The following is a 24079-nucleotide window of genomic DNA, read 5'->3' on the forward strand; positions in this document are numbered from 1 at the left end:
GATGTCCGCGCCCACATCGACCCGGGCCGCGCCCGTGCCGCCGGAGGTCGCGCCCACGCCGAAGCTGCCGCCCGCCGTGATCTTGCCCGCGACCGTGACCGTGGTCGCGCCGCCGGTGTTGAGGGCGAGGATGCCGGAGCCCGTCGCGTCGATCTCCGCCGTGTTCTTGACCGTCACCGTGCCCCCGGCGCCGGAGAGGCCGGCATCGATGCCGGTGCCGCCCGCCGTGACCTTGGCGTTGGTGGTGACGCCGACCGTGCCGCCATCGCCCGTGAGCGCGGCGAGGATGCCCGCGCCGCCCGCCTTCACGATGCCGTCCGTGGTGACGGTGACGCTCATGCCCGTGCCGGTGGCACTGGCGTCGATGCCCTGCGCGCCGGAGGTGATGGCGCCGTTCGCCGTCGTCGTCACCGTGGCGGAGCCGCCGGCGCCGGTGGAGACGGCGCGCACGCCGAAGCCCGAGACGGTGATGGCATTCTCCACCTTCACCTCGGTGGTCGCCGTGCCCGCCGCCGTGGCCGCGGCATCGGCGCCGCTGGCGCTGTCGGTGATGGCGCCGCGCAGGGTGAAGCGGCTCACGGCGTCGCCCGTGGTCGAGGTGGCGAGCCCCTTCACCGCCGTGCCGGTGCCGCCCTTCACGGTGGCGTCGGTGGTGATGAGGGTCGTGGCGTTGCCCTTGGTGCTGGTGGCGTCGGCGACGATGCCGCCGACCGCCCCCGTCACCGCGCCGGTGACGCCGATCTTGGTCTGGGTCGTCCCCTCCACCGAGGAGACGGCCGCGATGGCCGCGCCGCCGCTGCTGGAGACGGTGCCGGCCGTCGTCACGTCCACATTGCCGGAGATGCCGGTCTTGTCGATGCGGATGCCGCCCACCGCGCCGGACACCGAGGTGCCGGGCGCCGTCTCCACCACGATGTCGCCGCTGCTGCCCGCATCCGACGACACGCGCAGGCCGACGCTCGAGCCCTTCACCTCGGTGGTGCCGCCGAGATTCACCGCGACCTTGCCGCCCATCTGCTTCAGGAACACGCCATCCTGCGTGCCTTCAATGGATGCGCTGCCGGACGTGGTAAGCGTGATGGTGCCGGTGGCCTCGCCATAGAGGCCGAACCCGCCCGCCGCCGTGGACTTCGCCGTGCCGGAGAAGGTCTGGATGGAGAGGTCGCCGCCGGTGGCGTTGAAGAAGGCGCCGTATTGCCCGCCCGAGGCGCTGCCGCTGAAAGTGTCGGCGGTGACGCTGCCGCCCAGCGTGCGCGCGAACACGCCCGCCCCGGTGCCGCCCGTCGCCGTACCGGAGAAGCCGGAGACAGTGATGTCCCCGCTGGTGCCCGCCTGCGCGAAGATGCCGTACTGCCCGCCCGAGGCGCTGGCGGCGAAATTCTTCACGCTGATGCCGCCGGTGTCGGTGAGCAGCATCACGCCGTTGGCGCCGCCGACGATGTTGGGCGAGCCGGCGGAGCCGCCGGTGAAATTGTCGGCGGTGATGGCGCCGCTGGTGGTGCGGCCATAGACGCCGTAGTCGCTGGTGCCCGTGGCCGAGCCGGAGAAGCCGGAGACATTGACGCTCCCCGCCCCGGTCTGGGCGAAGATGCCGTATTGCCCGCCCTGGGCGCTGGAGCCGAAATTCTGGATGCTGATGGCGCCCGACGTGGACAGCGCCTGAAGGCCGGCTGCGCCGCCGGTGAGGAACGGCCCGCTGCCCGCGCCGGCCGCGAAATTGTCGGCGGTGATGGCGCCTGTCGTGGTCGAGAGCAGAAGGCCGCTGCCAGCCGTGCCCTTGACCGTGCCGCTGAAGCCGGAGGCATCGATGGCACCGGTGGTGGCGAAGGCGACAATGCCATTCTGGCTGCCCGTCGCGCTGCCGCTGAAGGCCTTCAGCGAGATGTCCCCGGTGGTGACCACCTGGGCGAAGATGCCGTTGGCGCTGGTGCTGTCCGCCGTGCCGCTGAAACCCGAGAGATCGACGGTGCCGGCATTGGCCTGGGCGAAGATGGCGTTCTGGCCCGCCGTCGCGCTGCCGCTGAAGTTGCGGATGTTGATGTCGCCCGTTCCGGTCACCTGTGCGAACACGCCGTTGGCGCCGGTGCCATCGGCACTGCCGGTGAAGCGGTCGATGGCGATGGTGCCGTTGACCGACTGGGCGAACAGGCCATTCTGGCCGCCGGTGGCGCTGCCGGCGAAATCGTTCACCGTGATGTTGCCGACGGCGATGAGGGTGAGGCCGTCCGAAGTCGTGCCCTTGAAAGTGCCGCCTTCGGCCGCGATGTCGATATTGCCGGTGGTGGAAGCGAGCACGCCGCTCGCCCCGCCGCTGAGGCTCGCGCCCGCCAGCACCCGCACGCTGGCGTCGGTGGCGGGCAGAAGCGTGAGGGCATAGCTGTCCGCCGTCACCGTGGCGCCGATGCCGGTGCCGGCCGCCTGCGAGATGGCGCCGCTCGAAATCAGCGAGATGCCGTCGGTGGTCGCCGTGAAGCTGCCGCCGATGTTGTTCAGCACGATGTCGCCGCCGCCGAGGCCGGAGCCGACGATGACGGAGATGGGCAACGCCGCCGTGATGGTCGTGTCGTCCGCAGTGGTGACGGTGATGGTGTTGTCTGTCAGCACCGCCGCGGCCGTGCTCGCGCCCGAGCAGTCCAGCGCCGTGGGGTTGCCCACCGGTCCGGAGGTGACGCAGGCGCCGTAGGCGACCGTCGCCGGCATCAGGCCCGCGAGCACGGTGGCGAGCGCCGATCCCGAGAGAAGTGCGCGCATGAGGCGCGCGCGCCGATGGGTCCCGGTTATAACCCGGCTAGGTCTGTGCCCATGCGTGGCGCCGAACATGCGCTTGTCCTCCCTCCCGGTCCCGGACGCGCCCCCTTTAGCGCGGCACAAGGACTCCGGCGCACGTTCGCGCATGCGACCGGCCCGCCAGAGGGGCGCCGGTCGGCGACAGCGAAGCAGCCGTTTCGGGTGGGGACAGAATTTCCCATCATGGTTAACCTAGAGTTACGTAACGCAACAAATGCTCGCAAGGTCTTCCCGAAGCTCTCGCCGGCATTCTTCGCGCCCTGAGGGCTACACGCCTGAGCGCTACACCTGCCGCCACAGCAACGCGAGCAGCACCGCCGCGCCGAGCCACAAGGCGATCAGCGCCGAGAGCACCGCGCCCGCCCCGCCGGCCGTCAGCAATTGCGCTGCACCGAGCGGCGCCAGCGCCTGCGCCAGCAAGGCCGGCCGGGCGAGGCGGCCGGCGAGGATGGGATAGCGCTCCGCCCCCAGCACGGCCAAAGGCACCGTGCCCTTGGAAATGGAGAAGATGCCGTTGCCGGCGCCGTAAGCCACCAGCGCCACCGCGACGATGGGAAAGCCCGCCGCCAGCAGCACCAGCCCCAGCCCCATCAGCGCCACCGCCCAGATCATCGTCCAGAGCGGATGGTGACGCCCGCCGGACGCCTGCTCGATGATCCGCGCGAACACCTGCGCCGGGCCGATGAAGGCCCCGGCGGCCACCGCCTCGGCGAGGCTCAGGCCGCGCGACTGGAGCAGCGCCAGCACCTGCACCGACATAGCGGAGGCGATGGTGCCGATGAGGGTGACGATGCCGGCCATGAGCAGGAAGGAGATGCGCTCGGGCCCGCCCAGCACCACCGGCCCGCCCCGCGCCGGCCGGCCGGTCTCCGCCCGCGGCGCGATCGCCGGCATGAAGGCCAGCACCAGCGGGATCGACACGAAGAGATGGAGGCCGGCATAGACGAGGCAGGTCGCCCGCCAGCCCAGATGCGCATCGAGGAAGGCGGTGATGGGCCAGCACACCGTGCTGGCGAACCCGCCCCACAGGGTGAGCATGGTGATCGCCCGCCGCGCCCCCGCGCCATAGAGCCGGCCGAGGGCGGCGAAGGCCGCGTCATAGAGGCTCGCCGCCATGCCCGCGCCGGCGATGCACCAGCCCAGCATAAACATCGCCGGCCCCGGCGCCAGCGCCAGCAGCGCGAGGCCGCAGGCCAGCAGTGCGCATCCGCCCGCCAGCACCGGCCGCCCGCCGCGGGCATCGATCAGCGCGCCCACCTTCGGCGAGACCAGCCCGGCCACCAGAAGCCCGACGGAGAGGCTGCCGACGATCCATTGCAGCGGCCAGCCGGTATCCCTGGAAATCGGCCCGGCCAGCACCGTGAGCAGATAGAAGGACGAGCCCCACGTGAGGATCTGCACCACGCCCAGCGCGGCGATGACCGAACGGCCGGCGCCCTCCGTCCCGGCGGGTAAAGCGGCGCTCACCGCACGGCCGCGTCGAGGGCGAGCCGCGCCTCCAGCGCCTCGGCCGCTTCCTTGCGCTCGCTGTAGCGGTCGGTGAGATAGGGGGAGATGTCGCGCGTCAGCAGCGTGAACTTCACCAGCTCCTCCATCACGTCCACCACCCGGTCGTAAAAGGCGGAGGGCTTCATGCGGCCCGCCTCGTCGAACTCCTGATAGGCCTTGGCGACGGACGACTGGTTGGGGATGGTAAGCATGCGCATCCAGCGACCGAGGATGCGCATCTGGTTCACCGCATTGAAGGATTGGGAGCCGCCGCACACCTGCATCACCGCCAGCGTGCGCCCCTGCGTGGGGCGGATGGCGCCCAGCGCGAGGGGGATCCAGTCGATCTGCGCCTTCATCACCGCGCTCATGGCGCCGTGCCGCTCCGGGCTGCACCACACCTGCCCTTCGGACCACAAGGTGAGTTCGCGCAGCTCCGCCACCTTGGGGTGCTCCACCGGGGCACCATCGGGCAAAGGCAGGCCATCCGCGTGGTAGACCCGCGTTTCCGCGCCGAGCCGGTTCAGCAGCCGCTCCGCCTCCAGCGTCAGCAGGCGGGAATAGGAGCGCTCGCGCAGGGAGCCGTAGAGCAGCAGGATGCGCGGCGGATGGCGCGACGGCGCGGCGGGGAGCAGCCGGTCGAGGCTCGGGACGTGAAACAGGGCCTCGGTTACGTTGGGGAGGGTGTCGTCGGTCACGGGGGCGTCCTCGCCTGGGCTGGCTCCGGCGCTCTCATAGCAGGCCCGCGCACGGCTCACAGCATCGATCCGCTCCCGGCGGCGTTGCGCCGCGCGGGAGCATCTGCACGCGGCTTGAGCAGCGCGAAAGTCAAAATATCATCAAAAGTACAAATACTGCGCACGATTGGGCGGAACGTAGGATCACGCTCCAATCATTCCGCCGCGATCCGAACTATTCGATTGACGCCGCGCCCGGTCGCCCGAATATATCCCGAGGCCTTCACGGCCCCGCATCCGCTTCGCAACCGGGAGATTGCTATGGGTCTTCAGTCCATGGGCGATTTCAAATGGCCCGGCCTCATGCAGCCGGATGGGGCGCCCATCGCCCTCAATCGCGACGCCTTCATCGCCGTCGATCGCTACAAGGACATCAGCTACGATCCGGTGTACCGGCCGCAGGCGCTCTATCACCGTGCGCTGGAAGGCCTTAACGCCAACAACGGCGCCTTCCTGCTGCAGGAGGTCGCGACCAACCTGCCCGTCTATCGGGAAGACACGGGGCCCACCGACTTCCACCTGCACCTGCCGCCCGGCGGCTTCCAGCTGGTGCTTGTCACCTCCGGCATGTTCACCTTCGACTATGACGGCAAGGTCCATTACGTGGGGCCGGGCGCGGCGATGCTGCAGAGCGCCATCGTCCACCGCCAGCTGTTCTACACATGGTCCGGCCTCTCCACCGAAGAGAACCTGAAGACGCCGCAGACCGTGGTGCCCGACCCGCTCTGCATGGGCTATTCCGGCAAGTTCCTCGAAGCCTTCATCACCGATCCCTCCACCTTCCCGAACCCCACCGTGGTCGGGCCGGACAAGATCCGCGAGGACGAGACGCCCCGCACCGCCTGGAAGCATCCGCTGCACAACCGGCCAAAGGGCGCAGGCTTCTGGGTTCAGGACCCGCTCGCCCTCGACGCCCTCTTCCGCCCCTACCCGGCCGACGCGCTGGGGCCGCTGGCCTCCCCCATGCCGGTGCATGTGCGTGACCTCGGCATCGAGGCGCCGAGCGGCCATCTCGTCACCGGCCATATCATCGCCACCGATCCGCGCGGCGGGGCGGTGCTGCCCAAGTCGGCGATGGCGGCGGATGCGGAGGGGCTGGCGAAGGGCGAGGTCGTGGTCTACCGCCTCATCCGCGGCACCGCCGGTTTCACGGACGGCGCGGGCAAGCTCATCGAGCTGGCCACCGGCGATACCGTGACCGCCGGCGCGGGCGCCATCCGGCTCGTGGAGATCGGCGAGGACACGCAGATCCTGCGGCTCGGCCTCCTCAACGGCTTCGATGCCCTGAAGATGTGGACGCCCGGTCAGCGGGACGAGATCGACGCCCTCGCCGGCCGGATCATCACCCGCGCGGACCTGCGCAGTGATCGCCTCGCCGGCAGCCCGGTGGGCTATCTCTACGAATAGGACGGGCGCCGCTCAGCCGAACATGCCGGCGACCATGGCGCGGTACCAGTCGGCATTTTCCTCAAGCTGGCGACGGCGCAAGGCCGGCGGCTCGCGGGCAGCTGAGACGGTGCCCTCCACCTCGCGGATGCGACCGTCCTGCGGGCGATAGAGCCCGCTCACCTTCACCGCGTCGTCGGCCGTGATGAGGCTCCAGCAGGTGCTGGCATAGCTGGCCGATGGGGCAGCCGCGCCGAACAGGCCGGCGAGCAGCGCCCGCGCCGCCACCTGCGCCTGGCTCCCTGCGGCGAAGGCGGATTTCGGAATGTCGCCCCCAATGGCCGCGTCGCCGATGACGAAGACGGCCGGGTCCAGCGCCGAGGCCATGGAGCCGGCATCCACCGGGCACCAGCCCGAGGCGTCCGCGAGCCCCGCCTGCCGCGCGACGGCGCCGGCCTTCTGCGCCGGGATCACGTTCACCAGCGCCGCCTCCTTATAGGTCTCGAAGCCGGTGACGACGGTGCCAGTCGCCGGGTCCACCGAGACGAGGCCGTCGGAGATGTCCGGCGCCATCCATTCCACCATGCCGGGATAGTGCCCCTCCCAGCCTTCCTGAAAGAGGCCCTGCATGGAGAATTTCGGCTTCGGATCGACGATGACGATGCGCGCCCCGCCACGCCCGGTGCTCTTCAGGCGATGCGCCATCATGGAGGCGCGCTCGTAGGGCGCCGGGGGGCAGCGGAAGGGGTTGGGCGGGGCGGTGATGACGATGAGGCCGCCGTCGGGCACCTGATCCAGCCGCTCCTTCAGGAGGCGCAGCTGGGCGCCGCCCTTCCAGGCGTGGGGCATCGCCGTCTCCGCCGCGCGGCTCCAGCCGGGCACGCTGTCATAGTCGAGATCGATGCCGGGGGAGAGGATGAGGCGGTCGTAGGGAAGGCGGCCGCCATCGGCGAGCCGCACCTCGCGCCGCTCCCGGTCGATGGCGTCGGCCCGTTGCGGCACGAGGCGCACGCCGGCCCGCGCGAGGCCCTCATAGCCAAATTCCAGCGCGGCGAAATCGATGATGCCGCCGAGCCAGAGGTTGGAGTGGAATACCGCCACGTAACGCGGCTCCGGCTCCACCAGCGTGACCTCCACCCGGCCATCGCGCAGCAGCGCCCGGGCGGCATTCGCCCCGCCGGCGCCGCCGCCCACGATCACCACGCGCGGCTTGCCCTGCGCGGCGACATGCGGCGCACAGAGCAGCGCCGCCGCCAGCGCCGAACCGCCCAGCAGCGCCCGCCGCGAGACGCCCGCGCGTGTCATGTCGTCAGCCGACCTTGAGGTAGCCGAACCCCTTGCCCTGCAATGCGCCGGCGGTGGCGATGCCGGAGGGCACGAAGGCGATGAAGGCCTCATCGCGCGCCTTCTCCTTGGGCACATGGTTGCGCTCGAAGGTGTAGGCGCACAGGTAGACCTTCAGCCCGTTCTTGGCGAGGGCGGCGATCTTCTCGTTGAGCGTGGGATCGAGGGTTTCCTTCTCCCACATGGTGCCGTTGAGATTGTCGAGGAAGAATTTGATGCCGCCCGCATGGGCCACCATCACGATCTGCAGCGCGAAGGGATCGGCGCCGTAGGAAGCGTAATGGTTGTTGATGTTGTTCAGCGTCTGGGCGAAGCGGGCATGGTCGCCATAGTCCACGTGATAGACGCAGGCGGTGTCCGCTTCCTTCTTGATGTCGGCGAGCTGGAGCGACTGCACGGCGGCATGGGCCGACGTTGAGGCCGCGATCGGTGCGGCGCCCGCAAGCGCCATGGTGCCGAGGAAGGCCCGGCGGTCGAACTGGGGCATGGTTTCCTCTCCCGTCATCGGCGTCTGGCGCGCCGTGTGCTTCGGACTGTGCCACCCGCCGCCCCCGCTCCGCAACGGCGCGGCGGGCCGGCGCGCGAACTACTTCTTCGAACCGTCCGGCTTGAACTGGGCGAGGAAGGCGATGAGATCGGCGCGCTCCTGCTCGTTCTTGACGCCGGCGAAGGCCATCTTGCCTTTGGGGGCGAGGTGCTTGGGATTCTCGATGTAATCGTTGAGGTTGGCCTCGTCCCACACCTTGCCGGCGGCGGCGCCGTCCTTGATGTCCTGGGAGTAGGAATAGCCCTCGAAATGCGCCCATTTGGCGCCGACGATGCCATTCAGCGGCGGGCCGACCTTCACCTTCGCGTCAGGGCCGACCGCATGGCAAGCCATGCACTTCTTGAACACGGTCTCGCCCTTGGCGATGTCCGGGTCGGCGTGCGCCGGGGCAGCGGCGACGCCGAGCAGAAGGGCGACCATCACGGGGATGCGCACGATCCTCGTCCTTTCCGTTGGAGGGGCTGTGTGGTGTCCCGGCCGCGGCCGGGACCCTTCCTTGGTGTCACGACGGGCGGCTCACTCGAGGGTGCTCACTCCAGATTCCCCTTGGGCGGATCGCCATCCGGCGTCACGTTGAGGATCTGGGCGCGGGCGGTGACATGGACCTCGCCGCTGCAGTCCTTCATGCAGGGGTTCTTCTTCCAGAAGGCCTTTTCCGAAGTCTCCCGGTCGTCGTCGTAGAAGTTGGCCTCGTTGGGCAAATCCACCTTTGGAAAGTTGTCCTTCGAGAGCACGTAGTCCTCGGCAACGAGATCGTTGAGGTTCAGAAGATACGCGACGATGGCGTAAGTCTGGTCCGGCGAGAGCGACAGATTGCTGCCGAAGGGCATGGCCCGGTGCACGTAGTCATAGACCGTGGAGGCATAGGGCCAGAAGGAGCCGATGGTCTTTTCCGGCCGCTCGGATTTCAGGGTGCCGCGCCCGCCGGCCAGCACCGGCCAGCGGCCAGCGCCTTCGCCGAACTCGCCGTGGCACTGGGCGCAGTTCTGCAGGAACAGCTCCTCGCCCTGCTTCACCGAACCCTTGCCCGGCGGCAGGCCCTCGCCATCGGCGCGCACGTCGATGTTCCAGGCGGCGATCTCCTCGGGCAGCGCGGGGCGGCCGAGGGCGATGGTCTTGGCCGCGGCCGATGCCGTTGCGGCGGCGGGAGCGGCTACGTTCACCGCCTGCCGGGCCTTGTCCGTCCCGACCTTCTCCGCCTTCGCCGCGGGCTTTCCGCCCGGCTGCTCCGCCAGGGCGACGCCGGCGACAGCCAGCCCACCGGCGAGAAGGGTGGCGGCGAGGAGCGTCTCAGCCGACTTCCACATTTTCCGTCTCCCCGTTGGAGCGCACCAGCCACGTCTGGATGCCGTTGTTGTGATAGATGGAGTTGGTGCCGCGGATGGCCCGCAGCTCCTGCTTGGTGGGCTGGACATAGCCGGTGTCATCCATGGCGCGGGACTGCACCATCAGCTCCTGCCCGGCCCAGTCGAAATCGAGATAGAAGCGCGTCATGGACATGGGCGTGGCCGGCCCGTCGAGGCGCGCGGTGGTCCAGTTGCGCCCGCCGTCCAGCGACACATCCACCCGCGCGATGGTGCCGCGCCCGGACCAGGCGATGCCGGAGAGCACGTTCGGCCCCTTGTGCTTCAGGGGCGCCTGGGGGCTCGGGCTCGTCACCACGGATTTCGCATCCATCACGAAGGTGAAGCGGCGCGAGCGGCCGTCGGCGAGGAGGTCGGTGTATTTCGACGTCTCCTCGCGCTGCTGCCAGGGCTGGTCGCCGATCTTGAGGCGGCGCAGCCACTTGACCCACATATTGCCTTCCCAGCCCGGCACCACGAGCCGCACCGGATAGCCCTGCTCGGGCCGGAGCGCCTCGCCATTCATGCCGAAGGCGACGAGGCAGTCGTTCATGGCCTTTTCGAGCGGGATGGAGCGCGTCATCACCGCCGCGTCGGCGCCCTCGGCGAGCACCCATTTGCCCTTGGGATTGACGCCGGCCATGTCCAGCAGCGTCTTCAAGGGCACGCCGGTGTAGAAGAGATTGTGGATCATGCCGTGGGTGAACTGGCAGCCGTTGAGCTGCGCGCCGCGCCACTCCATGCCTGAATTGGCCGCGCATTCGAGGAAGTAGGCCCGGTTCACCCGGCCCGGCATGCGCTTCAGGTCTTCCAGCGTGAAGACGAGGGGCTTGTCCACGAGGCCGTGGATCATCAGCCGATACTTGTCCGGGTCGATCTCCGCCTGCCCGCCATGGTGCCGCACGAAGCACAGGCCGTTGGGCGTGATGACGCTGTCGAGGGCATAGAGCGGGGTGAAGCTGACCGAGCTTTGCGAGCTGGCGGTGAGCCACGTCACCTCCCGGCGCACCACGTCCTTCTCGAAGACGGACGGCTTGCCATAGGGGTTCTCGTTGACCGGCGCGCCCAGTGTCTTGGTCCAGTCGGGCACCGGCACGATGTTGGGATCGGGCGTGCCGGCGGCCGGGGCGGCAAGGGCGGAACCTCCGCCGGCGGCAACGGCGCCCGCGCCGATCCCGGCGAGGTTGAGGAAGCGCCTGCGGGAGAGCGACGGTTTCGCGCCGGTCGCGCGCTCCGTCGGGGGCAGACTGGTGTCGGACATGGACGTCCTCCCTGATATTCTTTTATTCGTAGATTTGAATATTTCGATTGGAATCGTGTGCCGGAGGGGCGTTGCGCCTCACGCGCCCGTCACCTTCACCGAGGCGTTGGGGGCGATCTTCACGGCCTTCGTGTCGGTCACGTAGCGCTCCACCAGCTCCCACACCGGCGGGCCTTCCACATTCTGGGCGATGGAGGCCCAGCCGGCGACCGTATAGGCCTTGTCGGCCTCCAGCGGCTTGCCGGTCTTGAGGAAGGTGAGGTCGGAGATGCGTTGGCCCGAGCCCTTCGACACGTCGATGGCGTAGCCCACCCCGCCGACGCGCACCATGTCGCCGCCGCCCTGGAAGTAAGGATCGGGATTGAAGATGTTGTCGGCCACGTCTTCCAGTACGTCCTTCAGCTGCTTGCCGGTCATGGTGTTGCGGTAGCAGGCGGGATAGGTGATGGCGGTGGCGTTGGCCACGGCATCGAAGGTGATGGGATCGCCCGGCAGCAGCGTGCCACCCCAGCGGAAGCCGGGGGAGAGGGCGATCTCCGCATCGCGCTCCTTCATGATCGCATCGCAGATCATGTCGTCGAACGTGCCGTTGAAATTGCCGCGGCGGTAGAGAAGGCTGTCGGCGCGGCCCAGCTCGCGGGCGAGATCCTTGGCATAGGGCGCGCGGATGTCCGTCACGAGCTTCGCCATCTCCGGGTCGGGCGCGATGACGTCCGAGAACACCGGGATGAGCTGGAAGCGATAGCCGGTGACCTTCTTGTCCTTCACGTCGAGATCGAGGCGGGACACGAATTTGCCGTGGGAACCGGTGGCCACCAGCAGCGTCTTGCCCACCTCCACCGCGCGCGGCATGGCATCGTGGGTATGGGCGGTGAGGATCACGTCGATGCCGGAGACGCGGGACGCCATCTTGCGGTCCACGTCGAAGCCGTTGTGGGAGAGCACCACCACCGCATCGGCGCCGCCGGCGCGGGCGGCGTCCACCTGCTTCTGCATGTCCTCCTCGCGGATGCCGAACTCCCAGTCCGGGATCATCCAGCGCGGGTTGGAGATGGGGGTGCGGGGGAAGGCCTGGCCGATGACCGCCACCTTCGCGCCGCCCTTCTCGAAGGTCTTCGCCGCCTCGAACACCGGCTCCTGCCACTCGGCCGAGCGCACGTTCTGGGCGAGGAAGGCGAAGGGCGCCTTCTCCTTGATCTCGGTGACGCGGTCGGCGCCGTAGGTGAATTCCCAGTGCCCGACCATGGCGTCCGTGCCGAGGGCGGAAAACACCTTCACCATGTCCTCGCCCTGCGTCTTCAGCGAGGACCAGGAGCCCTGGAGCCCGTCGCCGCCGTCCAGCAGCAGCACCTTGTCCGCCCCGCGCTCCGCCCGGATCGCCTTCACCAGAGTGGCGATGCGGTCCACGCCGCCCATACGCCCATAGGTGTGGGCAAGCTGGGTGAAGTCTTCGGAGGTGAGGGAATAGGCGTCGCGGGTGCCGCCCTTCAGCCCGAAATACTTGAGGAAGGCTGCATCGGTGAGGTGCGGCGGCACGCCCCGGGCCTCGCCCACGCCGAGATTGATGGAGGGCTCGCGGAAATAGAGCGGCACGAGCTGGGCGTGGATGTCGGTGATGTGCAGGATGGTGAAGGTGCCGGCATTGCCGAACTTCAGCAAATCCGCCTGGCTCAGCGCCTGCGCGCCGACTGCCTGCGCCAGCCCGGTGCCGGAGGCGGCGAGCAGGCCGGCGAGGGCCGTTCCGGCGGACAGAAAATCGCGCCTTGAGATCATGAGGGCCACGCTTTCTCAGGTCATGGCTGGAGCGCCCACCGGATCGCGTGATCCGGCGGCACATCCACCGTCAACGAAACAATGCGAGGGGCGTCGCCTCAGGCGACGGTGAGCTTCGCGGTGGCCTTCTGCTCGGCGCCGCCGTCATCCTTCCAGGTGAAGGTGAACTCGCCGCTCTCCTTCGCCTTGAAGAAGAAGGACTGGTAGGGATTCGCCGAAATGGAGGTGAACCACTCCGCGGTGAAGAAGGGCTTGCCGTTGAAGGCGGCCTGGAAATTGTTGATGATGTCGCGCGGCACGGTCTTTCCGGCGGCGTCCTTGCGCTGGCCGCTTTCCATCTCGTGCGAAATCAGGGTCTTGATCTCGATGATCTCGCCCGCCTTGGCCTGGGCAGGCACGCGCACGCGCGGCTGGGACTTGAGGGCCATGGGTTTCCTCCGGTTTCTGCTCGGCGGCGCTCCGGCGCGCGCCTGTTCTGTTCTTTTGTGCGTTCGGGCCGTGATTCGACTGTCGTATCAGCCGCCGCAGCCGCCGATGGTGACTTTCACCTGCACCTTGGCCGAATAAAGCTGTCCGTTGGACATCTCCGCCACGGCGATGACGTTCTGCGTCTGCGCGAGCCGCATACGGGTGGAGGCGGAGGCTTTTCCGCTCTCGGGGGTGAAGTGATAGGTCACCACCTGCGGCAGCGGATTGCCGTCGGCGAAGACGTGGACGGACTTCACGAAGTCCGCCTCGGTCATCGGGCTTTCCACATCGATGTTGATGGGCACGACGAGACCGTTCTCGGCGATCTCGGGCATGTCGAGCTTGATCTTGCCCTCGCCCATGGCCTTGCCGGCGAACAGCTTCTTCATTTCGTCCGCCACCTGCGCCTCGGTGGCGAGCGCCATGCGCGGCGCCAGCACGGCCGCGAATGCGGCGAGGCCGGCGAGCTTCAGCGCGCGGCGTCGCGTAGAGACAAGGGTGACGTCGAGACGGGGCGGCATGCGTTTTCCTCCTGGCACGACCGGCGCTTGAGGGCCGGCTTTTGGCGTTGTTCTTGTTGAATCTCGTCCCCGTGACGGCGGTGGTCTCGGCGGATCAATTTCACATATTGTGATATCGAATTTTTTGAATGTAAAGTAGCTCCTATCCGCCGATCGCATCCATCTATGAGGGATGGAGCGTCGCAGGTGGATCGCCGCGGCTCAAGGGCTTCAACGAGAAGGCCCCAGGCCCCGGACGTCTCGCTGGGGAGGATACATGCGACCCAAAGCCACGATTCTCACATGCCTGTGCGCCCTCGCTCTGGCGTTCTTGCCCTTCGTCACGGCCCGCGCGCAGGAGGACGCGAGCGAAAAGGAGATTGAGCGCTACCGCGCCATGATCAACGATCCGATGGCCAATCCCGGCTATCTCGCCGTTGACCGCGGCGAGGCCATCTGGGCCGATCCGCGCGGCACCAAGAACGTCTCGCTGGAGGCCTGCGACCTCGGCCAGGGGCCGGGCAAGCTGGAAGGCGCCTATGCCGCCTTGCCGCGCTATTTCGCCGACGCCGGCAAGGTCATGGACCTCGAACAGCGCCTCTTGTGGTGCATGGACAAGATCCAGGGCGTCGACATCAAGCCCATCATGTCCAAGCCCTTCTCCGGCCCCGGCCGCGGCTCGGACATGGAGGACCTCGTCGCCTTCATCGCCAACAAATCCAACGGCATGAAGATCAACATTCCCCTGGCTGATCCGAAGGAAAAGGAGGCCTATGCCATCGGCGAGGCGCTGTTCTACCGGCGCTCGTCCATCAACGACTTCTCCTGCTCCACCTGCCACGGCGACCCCGGCAAGCGCATCCGGCTCCAGGGCCTGCCGCAGCTCGACAAGCCCGGCAAGGACGCCCAGCTCACCATGGCCTCCTGGCCCACCTACCGCGTCTCCCAGAGTTCGCTGCGCACCATGCAGCACCGGCTGTGGGACTGCTATCGCCAAATGCGGATGCCCCCGCCCGATTATGCGTCCGAGGTCGTCACCGCGCTCACCGTCTTCCTGCAGGCGCAGGCGGCCGGGGGCGAGCTGAACGTGCCGTCCATCAAGCGCTGAGGGGAGGAAGAGCCATGAATAAAATCATCATCGCCGCGGCGCTTCTTCTTCCGCAGATCGCCCCTGGAATCGCGTTTGCCCAGCAGATCCCCCCTGCCCCGCCCGCCGTGGTGGACAAGGTGGTGAAGGAGAGCTTCACCAAGCTGCCCGACGGCTGGGCTGCGCGCCTCGTGCCCGACGAGACCATGGAAATCTGCTCGGTCACGCGCAACCAGCCCTCCGCCAAGCAGGCGGAGGCCATCATGGCCCGCGAGGCCAAGACGGTGAAGTATCCGCAAGGCAGCGTGCTCGGCGACTGGAAGAAGGGCGCGGAAGTCGCGCAGAACGGACGCGGCGGCCAGTTCTCCGATCCACCCGGCACGGTGAGCGGCGGCAATTGCTACGCCTGCCACCAGATGGACCCGAAGGAAGTCAGCTACGGCACCCTCGGCCCGAGCCTCGTCAACTACGGCGCGGAGCGGAAATTCTCCGCCGAGGACGCCAAGGCCGCCTATGCCAAGGTCTACAACGCGCAGGCCGTCTTCGCCTGCTCGCCCATGCCGCGCTTCGGGCATAACGGCGTGCTCAGCGAAGAGCAGATGAAGGACGTGGTGGCCTATCTGTTCGACCCGAATTCGCCGGTGAACAAGCCGGCGAAATGAGGCGACCGGCGGGGGCGCTCCGGCGTCCCCGCTCTTTGTTTTTCAGCCCTTGCCCTGCCGGCCGAGCCACGCATCGAACGGCTCGCGCGCATAGGCGCCTTCCGCCACATAGCGGAACAGGGCGGAGAATTCCGGCCGTGGCAGCAGGCCGGGCATGCGCGCGACCTCCTTCGGCTTTCCGTCCACCTCGGCGAAGAACTGGAAAGTGGGCGTGGCGCGGATGCGCTCGCGCTGGCCGAGCGCCTTCTCGCTGAGCTTCGCGCCATCGAGAAACGTCACCTCCCGCGCGCCGAACAGGTCCAGATGCACGATGTCGAACGCCTCCCTGATGGGCGTCTCGATGGCCGGATCGGCGAAATAGGAGGTGTGCAGCTCCTTGCAATAGATGCAGCCGCGCTGGCTCCACTGCAGCGCGAAGCCCCGCCCCTTCCCGCGCGCGGCGGCGAAGTCTTCCGGCAGGTCGAGGAAGCTGTCCACGTACCAGTCTTCAGTATAGAGCCCATCGTCGCCGAGGTGCGCCTTGGCCTGCGCGGCGGCGGGTACGAGCGCCGCGAGCCCCGCCGAGGCCTTCAGGAGGCGCCGGCGGCTGAGCGTGGGGTCTGCCATGGGGAGGTCCTCCTGTCCTATCCGATGCGGCCGAGGCCGGGCGCGGCATCGAGCAGCCATTGGGCGATCTCAGGCATGAAGCCGGTCATGAAGGCGATGCCGGTGAGGATGAGCAGCCCGCCGGCGATCTTCTCCACGAGGCCGAGCCGGCTGCGCGCCGCCCGCGTCCAGGCGAGGAACCGCTCGGTGAAGGCCGCGGCGATGAGAAAGGGAATGCCGATGCCGGCGGCATAGATGGCGAGCAGCAGCATGCCCCGCCCCACCGATGCCTCGGCCCCGGCGACGAGCAGGATCGCCGCCAGCACCGGCCCGACGCAGGGCGACCAGCCGAAGCCGAAGGCGAGCCCCACCACGTAAGGTCCGATGAGCCCCGCCGGCCGCGCCATGGGCTCCAGCCGCGCCTGCCGGTAGAGCAGCGGGATGCGGATGAGCCCCGTCATGTGCAGCCCGAACACCACCAGCAAGGCGCCGGAGAGCAGCGTCAGGGTCTCGATATGGTCCATCAGCACCCGCCCCAGCGAAGAGGCGGTTGCCCCGAGCAGGATGAAGACGGAGGCGAAGCCGAGGACGAACAGCAAGGCCGCGCCGAGGATGCTGCGCCGTGCGGGCGCGGTGCTCTCCCCGTCCTCCGCAGCCGCACCCGCGAGGAAGCCGAGATAGGCCGGCACCAGCGGCAGCACGCAGGGCGAGGCGAACGAGAGGAGGCCGGCAAGGAACGCCCCTGCGAGGCTGACATCGAGAGACATGCTCCTCCCCGATCGTTGGAAACCGCGTCGGTTCAAGGTGCGCGGATTGGTCCTTGCCCAAGATATATGCGAATGCGATAATATGTCTTGTGAAATCCACGTCTGGATTGTGAATTCATGCGCCCTTCAGCGGTCCTGATGCTCGCGGCCGGCCTCATCGCGGCCGGTCTTTCGCTGTTTCTCGCGCCTGCTGCCTCGGCGCGGGAGCTGCTGATGTTCGAGCGCAAGGGCTGCGCCTATTGCCTGAAGTTCGACCACGACGTGGCGCCCATCTACGAGAAGACCGACGAGGGGCAGCGCGCGCCGCTCCGCCGGGTGGACCTCTCCAACGGTGCGCCGGGCGACGTGGTGCTGGCCGCGCCGGTCCGCTTCACGCCCACCTTCGTGCTGGTGGACGAGGGGCGCGAAGTCGGGCGCATTACCGGCTATGCTTCAGATGAAGCATTCTGGGGCCTGCTCGGCTCGATGCAGAACACGATACCGGACAGGATGGCAGGCGCGCGGCCGTGAGGTCGCCCCGCCAGGATTGAGAAGGCAGGCACATGTCGATCGTTTCCAGGCGCCTTGAGGACGAGCTGCGGGAAGGCCCGGAGATTTCGCCCGAGCTCGACCGCCTCATGCGCAACGCCCGCAAGGCGAGCGACTTCCTCAAGGCGCTCTCCCACGAGAACCGCCTGCTGCTCCTGTGCCTGCTGGCAGAGGGCGAGCGCTCGGTGACGGAGCTGGAGAACATCCTGTCCCTGCGCCAGCCCACGGTCTCCCAGCAGCTAGCGCGCCTGCGCCTCGACGATCTCGTCACCACGCGGCGCGACGGCAAGACCATCTATTACAGCCTCGCCAACGATGATGTGCGCCGGGTGATCTCGGTCATCTACGACATGTATTGCGGCACGCCCGCATCGGACGCAAAGTAAGCTCAGTAAAAATGCGCCGGGCCGGCGACGGGACGCTCCATAAGTCCCGCTCCGGCCATCTCAGGGAGGAAGGCGCGCAATGGATGTTTCAAGCCCCTGGTGGACCGCGCTGGCCGGTCTCGCCGTGGGCGGGGTGGTCGGCTTCGCCGTGTTCCGCGCCCGCCTGTGTACCTTCGGCGCGCTGGAAGACGCCATGGTGGGCCACGACTGGCGCCGCATGAAGGTGTTCGCGCTCGCCCTCGGCCTCGCCGTGCTGGGCACGCAAGCCCTCACCATGGCCGGCATTCTCAGCCCCGACCGCACGAACTACGTCACCACCGCGCTGCCGTGGCTCGGCATCCTCACCGGGGGCGTGCTGTTCGGCCTCGGCATGGCGCTGGTGGGCACCTGCGCCTTCGGCTCGCTGGTGCGCCTGGGCTCGGGCGATCTGCGCAGCCTCGTGGTGCTGCTGGTGTTCGGCGCGGTCGCCTATGCGACGCTGCGCGGCATCTTCGCCGGCATCCGCGTGGACGGGCTGGAGCGCGTCGCCCTTCTGCTGCCGGCCGGCACCGCCAGCGACCTGCCCTCCATCATGGGGCGCCTCACCGGGCATGATTTCAGGGGCATCCTCACCGCCGTCGCGGGCGTCGCGCTGGTGGCGCCGGCTTTTGCCGACCGCAGGCTGCGCCGCGCCGGACGATTGATGACGGCGGGGGTGATGCTGGGCCTCGGCGTGGTCGCCGGCTGGCTCGCCACCACCTGGCTGGTGGATGAATTCGCCCACCCCATGGCGCCGCAGAGCCTCACCTTCGTCTCGCCGGTGGCCCGCGCTTTGTTCGGCGTGCTGTTCGAGCCCGCGAGCCTCGCCGAGTTCGGCGCCGGCAGCGTCTTCGGCGTCGCCCTCGGCGCCTTCGCCGCCGCCCGGCTCGCGGACGAATTCCGCTGGGAAGCCTTCGACGACCCGCGCGAGATGAAGCGCCATCTGCTCGGCGCGGTGCTCATGGGCTCCGGCGGCATCCTCTGCGGCGGCTGCACCATCGGGCAGGGCCTGACGGCCGGTTCCCTCTTCGCCTTGTCCTGGCCGCTCGCGGTGGCGGGCATGGCGGTGGGCGCGCGGCTCGGCATCGCGCTGCTGATGGAAGGCTCTCTGACCGGCTTCGTGCGCCAGAGCGTGGCTGGCCGCTTCGGCTTCCACAACAAGCCCTGACGGCGCGCCTCAGGCGGCGGCGCGCGGCCACACGATGGTCGCCCTCAGGCCGGCGCCATCGCGGCGGTTCTCCAGCGTCAGCCGGGCACCGGCGCGGGCGGCGGCCATGGTGGCGATGGTGAGCCCAAGGCCGCTCCCCGCCCCGCTGCGGCTGCGGCCCCGGTAGAAGCGGCGCGTCACCAGCGGCAGCTCGTCCTCGGGAATGCCCGGCCCCTCATCCTCCACGCACAGACCGCCGGCGCAGGGACGCCACGCGATGGTGCCGCCGGCCGCATGTTCTACGGTATGCTCCACCGCGTTCTCGTGCAGGTTCCGCAGCATCAGGTGCAGCGCCTCGCGGTCGCCCTTCAGCTTCACCGCGTCGAGGGCCTCATCCACCACCACATGCGCCGTCCCGGGCCTCGCCGTCTGGCGCACGATGTCGCGCAACAGCGCCCCGGCCTCCGTCTCGCCGGAAGCTTCCAGCGGCGGGGACGGCGTGCCTTCGAGCTTGGCCAGCGCCAGCAGCTGCCGCACGAGGCGGGTGGTGCGGTCCACCGAGACGAGGATCTGCCGCAGCGCGCCTTCCCGCGTCGGCGCGTCATGCGCCGCCAGCGCGATCTGGGCCTGCGTCTTCAGGCCGGCGAGGGGCGTGCGCAATTCGTGGGCGGCGAAGGCGGTCACGTCGCGCTCCTGCCGCCGCGCGGCCTCCACCTTGGCGAACAGGCCGTTGATGGCCTCCAGCAGCGGGCGGATCTCGGCCGGGGCGGCGGCGGGCGCCACGGGGCGCATGTCCTCGCCGTCGCGGGCGGCGATGTCGCCGGCCACCGCATGAAGCGGCGCGAGCCCGCGGCCGACGCTGATCCAGATGAGCAGGCCGAGCAACGGCACGATGAAGATCACCGGCGCCAGCAGCCCCGCCACCAGATCACGCACCAGCCGGTCGCGCAGGCCGATGCGGTCGCCCACCATCACCCGCACGCCCTTGTCCGGATCGAGGATGGTGTAGACCCGCCACGGCTCGCCATTCACCGTGCGCTCGGAGAAGCCTTCCGCGGGCCCCGCCAGCGCCTCCTCCGGCGCACCTCCGGATTTCGCGACGAGGCGGCCGTCCAGTGACCAGATCTGGCAGGAGAGCTGGCGCTCGTAGCCGGCCTCGGGCGGAACCGTGGCCTGCGCCACGGCCTCGGCGGCCGCGATGTTGCCGCCGGCCACCAGCGAATGAACCATGCGCGCCGCCTCCTGCAGGCGGGTGTCGAGCACATGCTCCAGCTCGCTGCGGCTGGAGGCGTAGATCCAGCCGGTGGCGCACAGCCAGATGACGCCGGTTGCCGCCAGCAGGATCAGCACCAGCCTGCGCTTGAGCGAGGTCATGCCGGCCCCCTGACGCGATAGCCGAGGCCGCGCACGGTCTCGATGGTCTCGCGGCCGACCTTGGCCCTCAGATTGTGGATGTGCACCTCCACCGCGTTGCTCTCCACCTCCTCCTGCCAGCCATAGAGCCGCTCCTCGATCTCCATGCGGGAGCGGATCACGCCGGGCCGCTCCATGAGCGTGGAGAGCACCGCGAACTCGCGCCGCGACAGGGCGATGGACTGCCCGTCCAGCGTCGCCGCGAGGGTGGCGGGATCGAGCACCAGCGCGCCCACCTTGAGCAGCGGGCCGGCCCGGCCGTGGCCGCGGCGGGCGATGGCGCGCACGCGGGCGTTCAGCTCATCGAGGTCGAAGGGCTTGCCGAGATAGTCGTCGGCACCGCCATCGAGGCCACGCACCCGGTCCGGCGCCTCATCGAGGGCGGTGAGCAGGAGGACGGGCGTCGCGTCACCTTGCGCACGCAGGCCGGCGAGCACATCGAGGCCGGAGCCGTCCGGGAGCATCACGTCCAGCACCACCGCATCGAAACGCGCGGCCGCGAGCGCCGCCCGCGCGTCGGCGCAGGTCGTCGCATCGTCCACCGTCGCCCCGGCGAGGCCGAGCCCCACCTTGAGGCCGTCCATCAGGATCGGATCGTCCTCGACGACCAGTATGCGCATCACACCGCTCTCCTTGCCCCTTCCCTTCTACCCCGACCTTAAGGCCCGCTTAAGGTGGGCATCCGAGGGAGCGGCCATGGTCGCGAACACGCCCCGCTCTCCCCTCTCCCCCCTCCGCCACGCGCTCGCCGTGCTGGCGCTGGCCATGCTGACGGCCACCGGCGCCGCCCCCGCGCTGGCGCAGGGCCGTATCCTGAAGGCGGACGAGGCCTTCACCGTCTCGGCGACACGGGGGACGGACGGCACCCTCTCCCTGAGCTGGCGCATCGCGCCGGGCACCTATCTCTATCGCGAGAGCCTGAAGGCCGGGACGGGGGGCGCCGCCGTCCCCCTCGCCTTGCCGCCGGGCGAGGAGAAGGATGATCCGAATTTCGGGCCGGTGGAGATCTATCACCGGTCCGTCACTGCGCAGGCCACCGGCCTGCCGGCGACGGGGGCGCTGGACATCTCCTTCCAAGGCTGCGCCGAGCAGGGTGTCTGCTACCCCGCCGTGACACGGCGGGTGGATCTGGCGACGCTCGCCATCACCACCGCTCCTCCGCGCGCCGAAGCCGCGCCCTTGGAGCAACCGGCCTCCCCGGCCGCAGCGCAGCCCGCCGCCCCGCCCACCGCCATGGATGGGCTGTTCCACAGGGGCCTGCTACCCCTGCTCGGCGCCTTCTTCGGCCTCGGCCTGCTGCTCGCCTTCACGCCCTGCGTCTTCCCCATGCTGCCGATCCTCTCCGGCATCCTCGCGGGCGGCGGAGCGAAGCCGACACCGGCCCGCGGCCTCGCATTGTCCGGGGCCTATGGTCTTGCCATGGCCGCCGCCTATGGCGTGCTCGGCATGGGCGCAGCCTGGACCGGCGCGAACCTTCAGGCGGCGTTGCAGACGCCATGGGCCATCGGCCTGATGGCCGCTGTGTTCGTCGCGCTGGCCGGCGCCATGTTCGGCCTCTTCGATCTCGCCGTCCCCTCCGCACTGGCTGCCCGGCTGCCGTCGGGCGGGCGCGGCTCCATCGCGGGCGCGGCGGGGCTCGGCTTCGCGTCGGCGCTGGTGGTGGGGCCGTGCGTGACGCCGCCGCTCGCCGCCGCCATGCTCTATGCGGCGCAGACGGGGGATGCCGCGCGCGGCGCCTCCGCTTTGTTCATGCTCGGCCTCGGCATGGCGGCGCCGCTGGTGGCGGTGGGCGCGTTCGGCGCGCAGATCCTGCCCCGCTCGGGACGCTGGCTTGTCGCCATCAAGCAGGGCTGCGGCGTGCTCTTCCTCGCCATCGCCGTCTGGCTCGCGGCGCGCGTGCTGCCCGATGCCGCCGGCCTTGCCCTCTACGGCCTGCTCGCCATCGGCCTCGGTGTGTTCACCGGCGGCTTCGATGCGCTGGCCTCCGACGCCGATGCCGGCCGCCGGATAGGCAAAACCTTGGGCAAGACGGCAGGCATCGCCGCCGTGGCGTGCGGGCTCCTGCTGCTGGTCGGCGCGGCCGGCGGGGCCAATGATCCCCTGCGCCCCCTCGCCTTCCTCGCCGCACCGGTCCGCCCGGCCACTGCGGAGGCAAGGGAGGTGCGGGTGTCGTCCCCCGCGGCGTTGACGCAGGCGCTCGCCGCCGCCGGTCAGGACGGCCGCCCCACCCTCGTCTCCTTCACCGCCGACTGGTGCACGGTATGCAAGTCCAACGAGGCGGCGATGGCCGCGCCGGCCGCCGCTGCGCGCCTGTCGGGGCTCGATCGCATAGCCGTGGACGTGACCCGGTATGGCGACGGCGCGCAGGCCCTCATGGGCCGCTACGCGGTGATCGGCCCGCCGACCCTGTTCCTCCTCGATCCCGCCGGACGCGAGGTGCCGGGCTCGCGCCACGTGGGCGCGCTGACCCTCGCCGACATCGACCACCTCGCCCTTGAAGCAGGGCTCTGACCCCATAACCGAAGGACACCCCATGCAACGCAGGGACTTCATCCGCATCGCCGCCGTGGCGGCCCTGATGCCGGCCGTGCTGGCGCGCGCAGGCACCGCCTGGGCGGACGGGGTGGACGTCAACGCCATCCTCCACGACCCGGCCGCGCCGACGTTCGGCAATGCGGAGGGCGATGTCACCATCGTCGCCTTCCTCGACTACAATTGCCCCTTCTGCAAGAAATCGGCGCCGGACCTCGCCCGCGTGGTGAAGGAGGACGGGCACATCCGCCTCGTCTACAAGGATTGGCCGGTGCTCACCGAGGCTTCGGTCTACGGCGCGCAGCTGGCGCTGGCGGCCACCTATCAGGACCGCTACGAGAGCGTCCACAACGCGCTGATGGCCATCCCCGGCCGCCGCATCGACGAGCCCACCATGCTGAAGGCGGTGGCCGGCTCGGGCGTCGATCTCGACCGGCTGATGGCGGATCTCAAAGCCCACATCGCCGACATCGGCGCGCTCCTGAAGCGCAACGCCGCGCAGGCGGACTCCCTCGGCCTCAGCGGCACGCCCACCTATCTGGTCGGCCCGCTGCTCGCCTCCACCCTTGACTACTCAAGCTTCAAGCGCGCCGTGGCCGAAGCCCGCCGCCGCCAGACCGCAGGGGAGTGAGCCGGCCTTGGATTCCCTTCCCGCGTCCCCCCTGCTGTCCCGTCGCGGTCTCTTCACCACCCTCGTCCTGCCGCTGGCCCTCGGGGCCTGCGTGACCACGCAGGACGAGATGCCGGTGAAGGCACCGCGCGTCGCCCCGGCTGATGCCGCGCGCTATGGCGCGCTGGAGGACGGCGGCTTCCGCATTCCCGCCGCCGATCCCGACGACATCAAGCCGCGCAACGTGCGCCAACTGGTGAAAGCCCCCACCGGGGAGGAGCCGGGCACGCTGGTGGTCGATCCCCGGAACCGCTTCCTTTACCTCGTGCAGGAGAACGGCAAGGCGCTGCGCTACGGCGTGGGTGTCGGCCGCGAAGGGCTGGAATTCTCCGGCACCGCGAACGTGGGCAACAAGCGCGAATGGCCGAGCTGGCGGCCCACCGACGCCATGATCGCGCGCGAGCCCGCCAAGTATCGCCCCTGGGCAGGTGGCATGGCCGGCGGCGAGACCAATCCGCTCGGCGCTCGTGCGCTTTATCTCTTCAAGGACGGCAAGGACACGCTCTACCGCATCCACGGCACCAACGAGCCCTGGACCATCGGCGAGGCGGTCTCCTCCGGCTGCATCCGCATGATGAACCAGGACGTGATCGACCTGTACCGCCGCGTGCCCAACGGCACGAAGGTGGTGGTGCTTCCCGTCTGAGTTC

Annotated in this window: 24 protein-coding genes; 9 read left to right on the forward strand and 15 right to left on the reverse strand. The window is 69.3% G+C overall.

The features are described from left to right. The 3 genes from ACE3QW_RS00735 to arsH form a co-directional block, all read right to left on the reverse strand. A partial coding sequence (locus ACE3QW_RS00735) for a beta strand repeat-containing protein (RefSeq protein ID WP_374250032.1) occupies positions 1–2751 on the reverse strand: 2751 nt, incomplete at its 3' end. A 318-nt stretch (positions 2752–3069) separates the two neighbouring features. Continuing rightward, positions 3070–4254, reverse strand: coding sequence for an MFS transporter (locus ACE3QW_RS00740; RefSeq protein ID WP_374250033.1), 1185 nt, complete (start codon positions 4252–4254; stop codon positions 3070–3072). Further along, positions 4251–4973 carry an arsenical resistance protein ArsH gene (arsH, locus tag ACE3QW_RS00745; protein ID WP_374250034.1) on the reverse strand — a complete coding sequence of 241 codons (723 nt, stop codon included), beginning with the start codon at positions 4971–4973 and terminating at the stop codon, positions 4251–4253. The genes ACE3QW_RS00740 and arsH overlap by 4 nt, the downstream gene beginning before the upstream one ends. Before the next feature lie 300 nt (positions 4974–5273). Here arsH and ACE3QW_RS00750 point away from each other — a divergent pair, with 300 nt between their 5' ends. After that, complete coding sequence (locus ACE3QW_RS00750) at positions 5274–6419, forward strand: hypothetical protein (protein ID WP_374250035.1); 1146 nt, start codon at positions 5274–5276, stop codon at positions 6417–6419. Positions 6420–6431: 12 nt separating this feature from the next. Here the strand turns inward: ACE3QW_RS00750 and ACE3QW_RS00755 are convergent, their stop codons facing one another. The 8 genes from ACE3QW_RS00755 to soxY all read right to left on the reverse strand — a co-directional run bounded on the left by ACE3QW_RS00755 (position 6432) and on the right by soxY (position 13655). Then, positions 6432–7703 (reverse strand): FCSD flavin-binding domain-containing protein, encoded by a 1272-nt coding sequence (locus ACE3QW_RS00755; RefSeq protein WP_374250036.1) that lies wholly within the window; start codon positions 7701–7703, stop codon positions 6432–6434. A gap of 4 nt (positions 7704–7707) precedes the next feature. Continuing rightward, positions 7708–8229: a DsrE family protein gene (locus ACE3QW_RS00760; RefSeq protein ID WP_029555570.1), complete on the reverse strand. Its 522-nt coding sequence runs from the start codon at positions 8227–8229 to the stop codon at positions 7708–7710. Positions 8230–8328: 99 nt separating this feature from the next. Continuing rightward, positions 8329–8709, reverse strand: a complete 381-nt coding sequence (locus ACE3QW_RS00765; protein ID WP_374250181.1) for a cytochrome c family protein — start codon at positions 8707–8709, stop codon at positions 8329–8331. 110 nt (positions 8710–8819) lie between these two features. Continuing rightward, entirely contained in the window at positions 8820–9596 is a 777-nt protein-coding gene (locus ACE3QW_RS00770; RefSeq protein ID WP_374250037.1) for a c-type cytochrome, read from the reverse strand. Next, on the reverse strand, positions 9580–10893 hold the full coding sequence (gene soxC, locus ACE3QW_RS00775; protein ID WP_374250038.1) for a sulfite dehydrogenase: 1314 nt from the start codon (positions 10891–10893) through the stop codon (positions 9580–9582). The genes ACE3QW_RS00770 and soxC overlap by 17 nt, the downstream gene beginning before the upstream one ends. 78 nt (positions 10894–10971) lie before the next feature. Beyond that, on the reverse strand, positions 10972–12666 hold the full coding sequence (soxB, locus tag ACE3QW_RS00780) for a thiosulfohydrolase SoxB (protein WP_374250040.1): 1695 nt from the start codon (positions 12664–12666) through the stop codon (positions 10972–10974). 98 nt (positions 12667–12764) lie between these two features. Further along, the gene (gene soxZ, locus ACE3QW_RS00785) at positions 12765–13094 is read right to left on the reverse strand and encodes a thiosulfate oxidation carrier complex protein SoxZ (protein ID WP_024280673.1); all 330 of its coding nucleotides are present in this window, start codon (positions 13092–13094) and stop codon (positions 12765–12767) included. 87 nt (positions 13095–13181) lie between these two features. After that, on the reverse strand, positions 13182–13655 hold the full coding sequence (soxY, locus tag ACE3QW_RS00790; RefSeq protein ID WP_374250041.1) for a thiosulfate oxidation carrier protein SoxY: 474 nt from the start codon (positions 13653–13655) through the stop codon (positions 13182–13184). Positions 13656–13911: 256 nt separating this feature from the next. Here soxY and soxA point away from each other — a divergent pair, with 256 nt between their 5' ends. Then, positions 13912–14742 (forward strand): sulfur oxidation c-type cytochrome SoxA, encoded by an 831-nt coding sequence (soxA, locus tag ACE3QW_RS00795; RefSeq protein WP_374250042.1) that lies wholly within the window; start codon positions 13912–13914, stop codon positions 14740–14742. 14 nt (positions 14743–14756) lie between these two features. After that, positions 14757–15383 carry a sulfur oxidation c-type cytochrome SoxX gene (soxX, locus tag ACE3QW_RS00800; protein WP_374250043.1) on the forward strand — a complete coding sequence of 209 codons (627 nt, stop codon included), beginning with the start codon at positions 14757–14759 and terminating at the stop codon, positions 15381–15383. Between the two features lie 42 nt (positions 15384–15425). Here soxX and ACE3QW_RS00805 read toward each other — a convergent pair whose 3' ends face one another. Together ACE3QW_RS00805 and ACE3QW_RS00810 are read right to left on the reverse strand one after the other, a co-directional pair. After that, a complete protein-coding gene (locus ACE3QW_RS00805) occupies positions 15426–15989 on the reverse strand; it encodes a SoxW family protein (RefSeq protein WP_374250044.1) in 564 nt (187 codons plus the stop codon). A 17-nt stretch (positions 15990–16006) separates the two neighbouring features. Next, the gene (locus tag ACE3QW_RS00810) at positions 16007–16735 is read right to left on the reverse strand and encodes a cytochrome c biogenesis CcdA family protein (RefSeq protein WP_374250045.1); all 729 of its coding nucleotides are present in this window, start codon (positions 16733–16735) and stop codon (positions 16007–16009) included. Positions 16736–16852: 117 nt separating this feature from the next. On the opposite strand from ACE3QW_RS00810, the gene ACE3QW_RS00815 reads away from it, so the two are divergent. From ACE3QW_RS00815 to ACE3QW_RS00825, 3 genes are all read left to right on the forward strand, one after another. Beyond that, a complete protein-coding gene (locus ACE3QW_RS00815; RefSeq protein WP_374250046.1) occupies positions 16853–17245 on the forward strand; it encodes a thioredoxin fold domain-containing protein in 393 nt (130 codons plus the stop codon). A gap of 32 nt (positions 17246–17277) precedes the next feature. Next, a complete protein-coding gene (locus tag ACE3QW_RS00820) occupies positions 17278–17649 on the forward strand; it encodes a metalloregulator ArsR/SmtB family transcription factor (protein ID WP_024280680.1) in 372 nt (123 codons plus the stop codon). A gap of 79 nt (positions 17650–17728) precedes the next feature. Continuing rightward, on the forward strand, positions 17729–18835 hold the full coding sequence (locus ACE3QW_RS00825; protein WP_374250047.1) for a YeeE/YedE family protein: 1107 nt from the start codon (positions 17729–17731) through the stop codon (positions 18833–18835). 9 nt (positions 18836–18844) lie between these two features. Here ACE3QW_RS00825 and ACE3QW_RS00830 read toward each other — a convergent pair whose 3' ends face one another. Then, positions 18845–20188 carry an ATP-binding protein gene (locus ACE3QW_RS00830; RefSeq protein ID WP_374250048.1) on the reverse strand — a complete coding sequence of 448 codons (1344 nt, stop codon included), beginning with the start codon at positions 20186–20188 and terminating at the stop codon, positions 18845–18847. Continuing rightward, the gene (locus ACE3QW_RS00835) at positions 20185–20847 is read right to left on the reverse strand and encodes a response regulator (protein ID WP_374250049.1); all 663 of its coding nucleotides are present in this window, start codon (positions 20845–20847) and stop codon (positions 20185–20187) included. The genes ACE3QW_RS00830 and ACE3QW_RS00835 overlap by 4 nt, the downstream gene beginning before the upstream one ends. A gap of 76 nt (positions 20848–20923) precedes the next feature. Here ACE3QW_RS00835 and dsbD point away from each other — a divergent pair, with 76 nt between their 5' ends. From dsbD to ACE3QW_RS00850, 3 genes are read left to right on the forward strand one after another with little or no spacing between them, the layout of a single operon-like run. After that, positions 20924–22738 carry a protein-disulfide reductase DsbD gene (dsbD, locus tag ACE3QW_RS00840; RefSeq protein ID WP_374250050.1) on the forward strand — a complete coding sequence of 605 codons (1815 nt, stop codon included), beginning with the start codon at positions 20924–20926 and terminating at the stop codon, positions 22736–22738. A gap of 22 nt (positions 22739–22760) precedes the next feature. Then, complete coding sequence (locus ACE3QW_RS00845; protein ID WP_374250051.1) at positions 22761–23390, forward strand: DsbA family protein; 630 nt, start codon at positions 22761–22763, stop codon at positions 23388–23390. A gap of 7 nt (positions 23391–23397) precedes the next feature. Next, complete coding sequence (locus ACE3QW_RS00850; protein ID WP_374250053.1) at positions 23398–24075, forward strand: L,D-transpeptidase; 678 nt, start codon at positions 23398–23400, stop codon at positions 24073–24075. Positions 24076–24079 lie beyond the last annotated feature (4 nt).

It is taken from the genome of Xanthobacter sp., assembly GCF_041911315.1.
Classification (GTDB): domain Bacteria; phylum Pseudomonadota; class Alphaproteobacteria; order Rhizobiales; family Xanthobacteraceae; genus Xanthobacter; species Xanthobacter aminoxidans.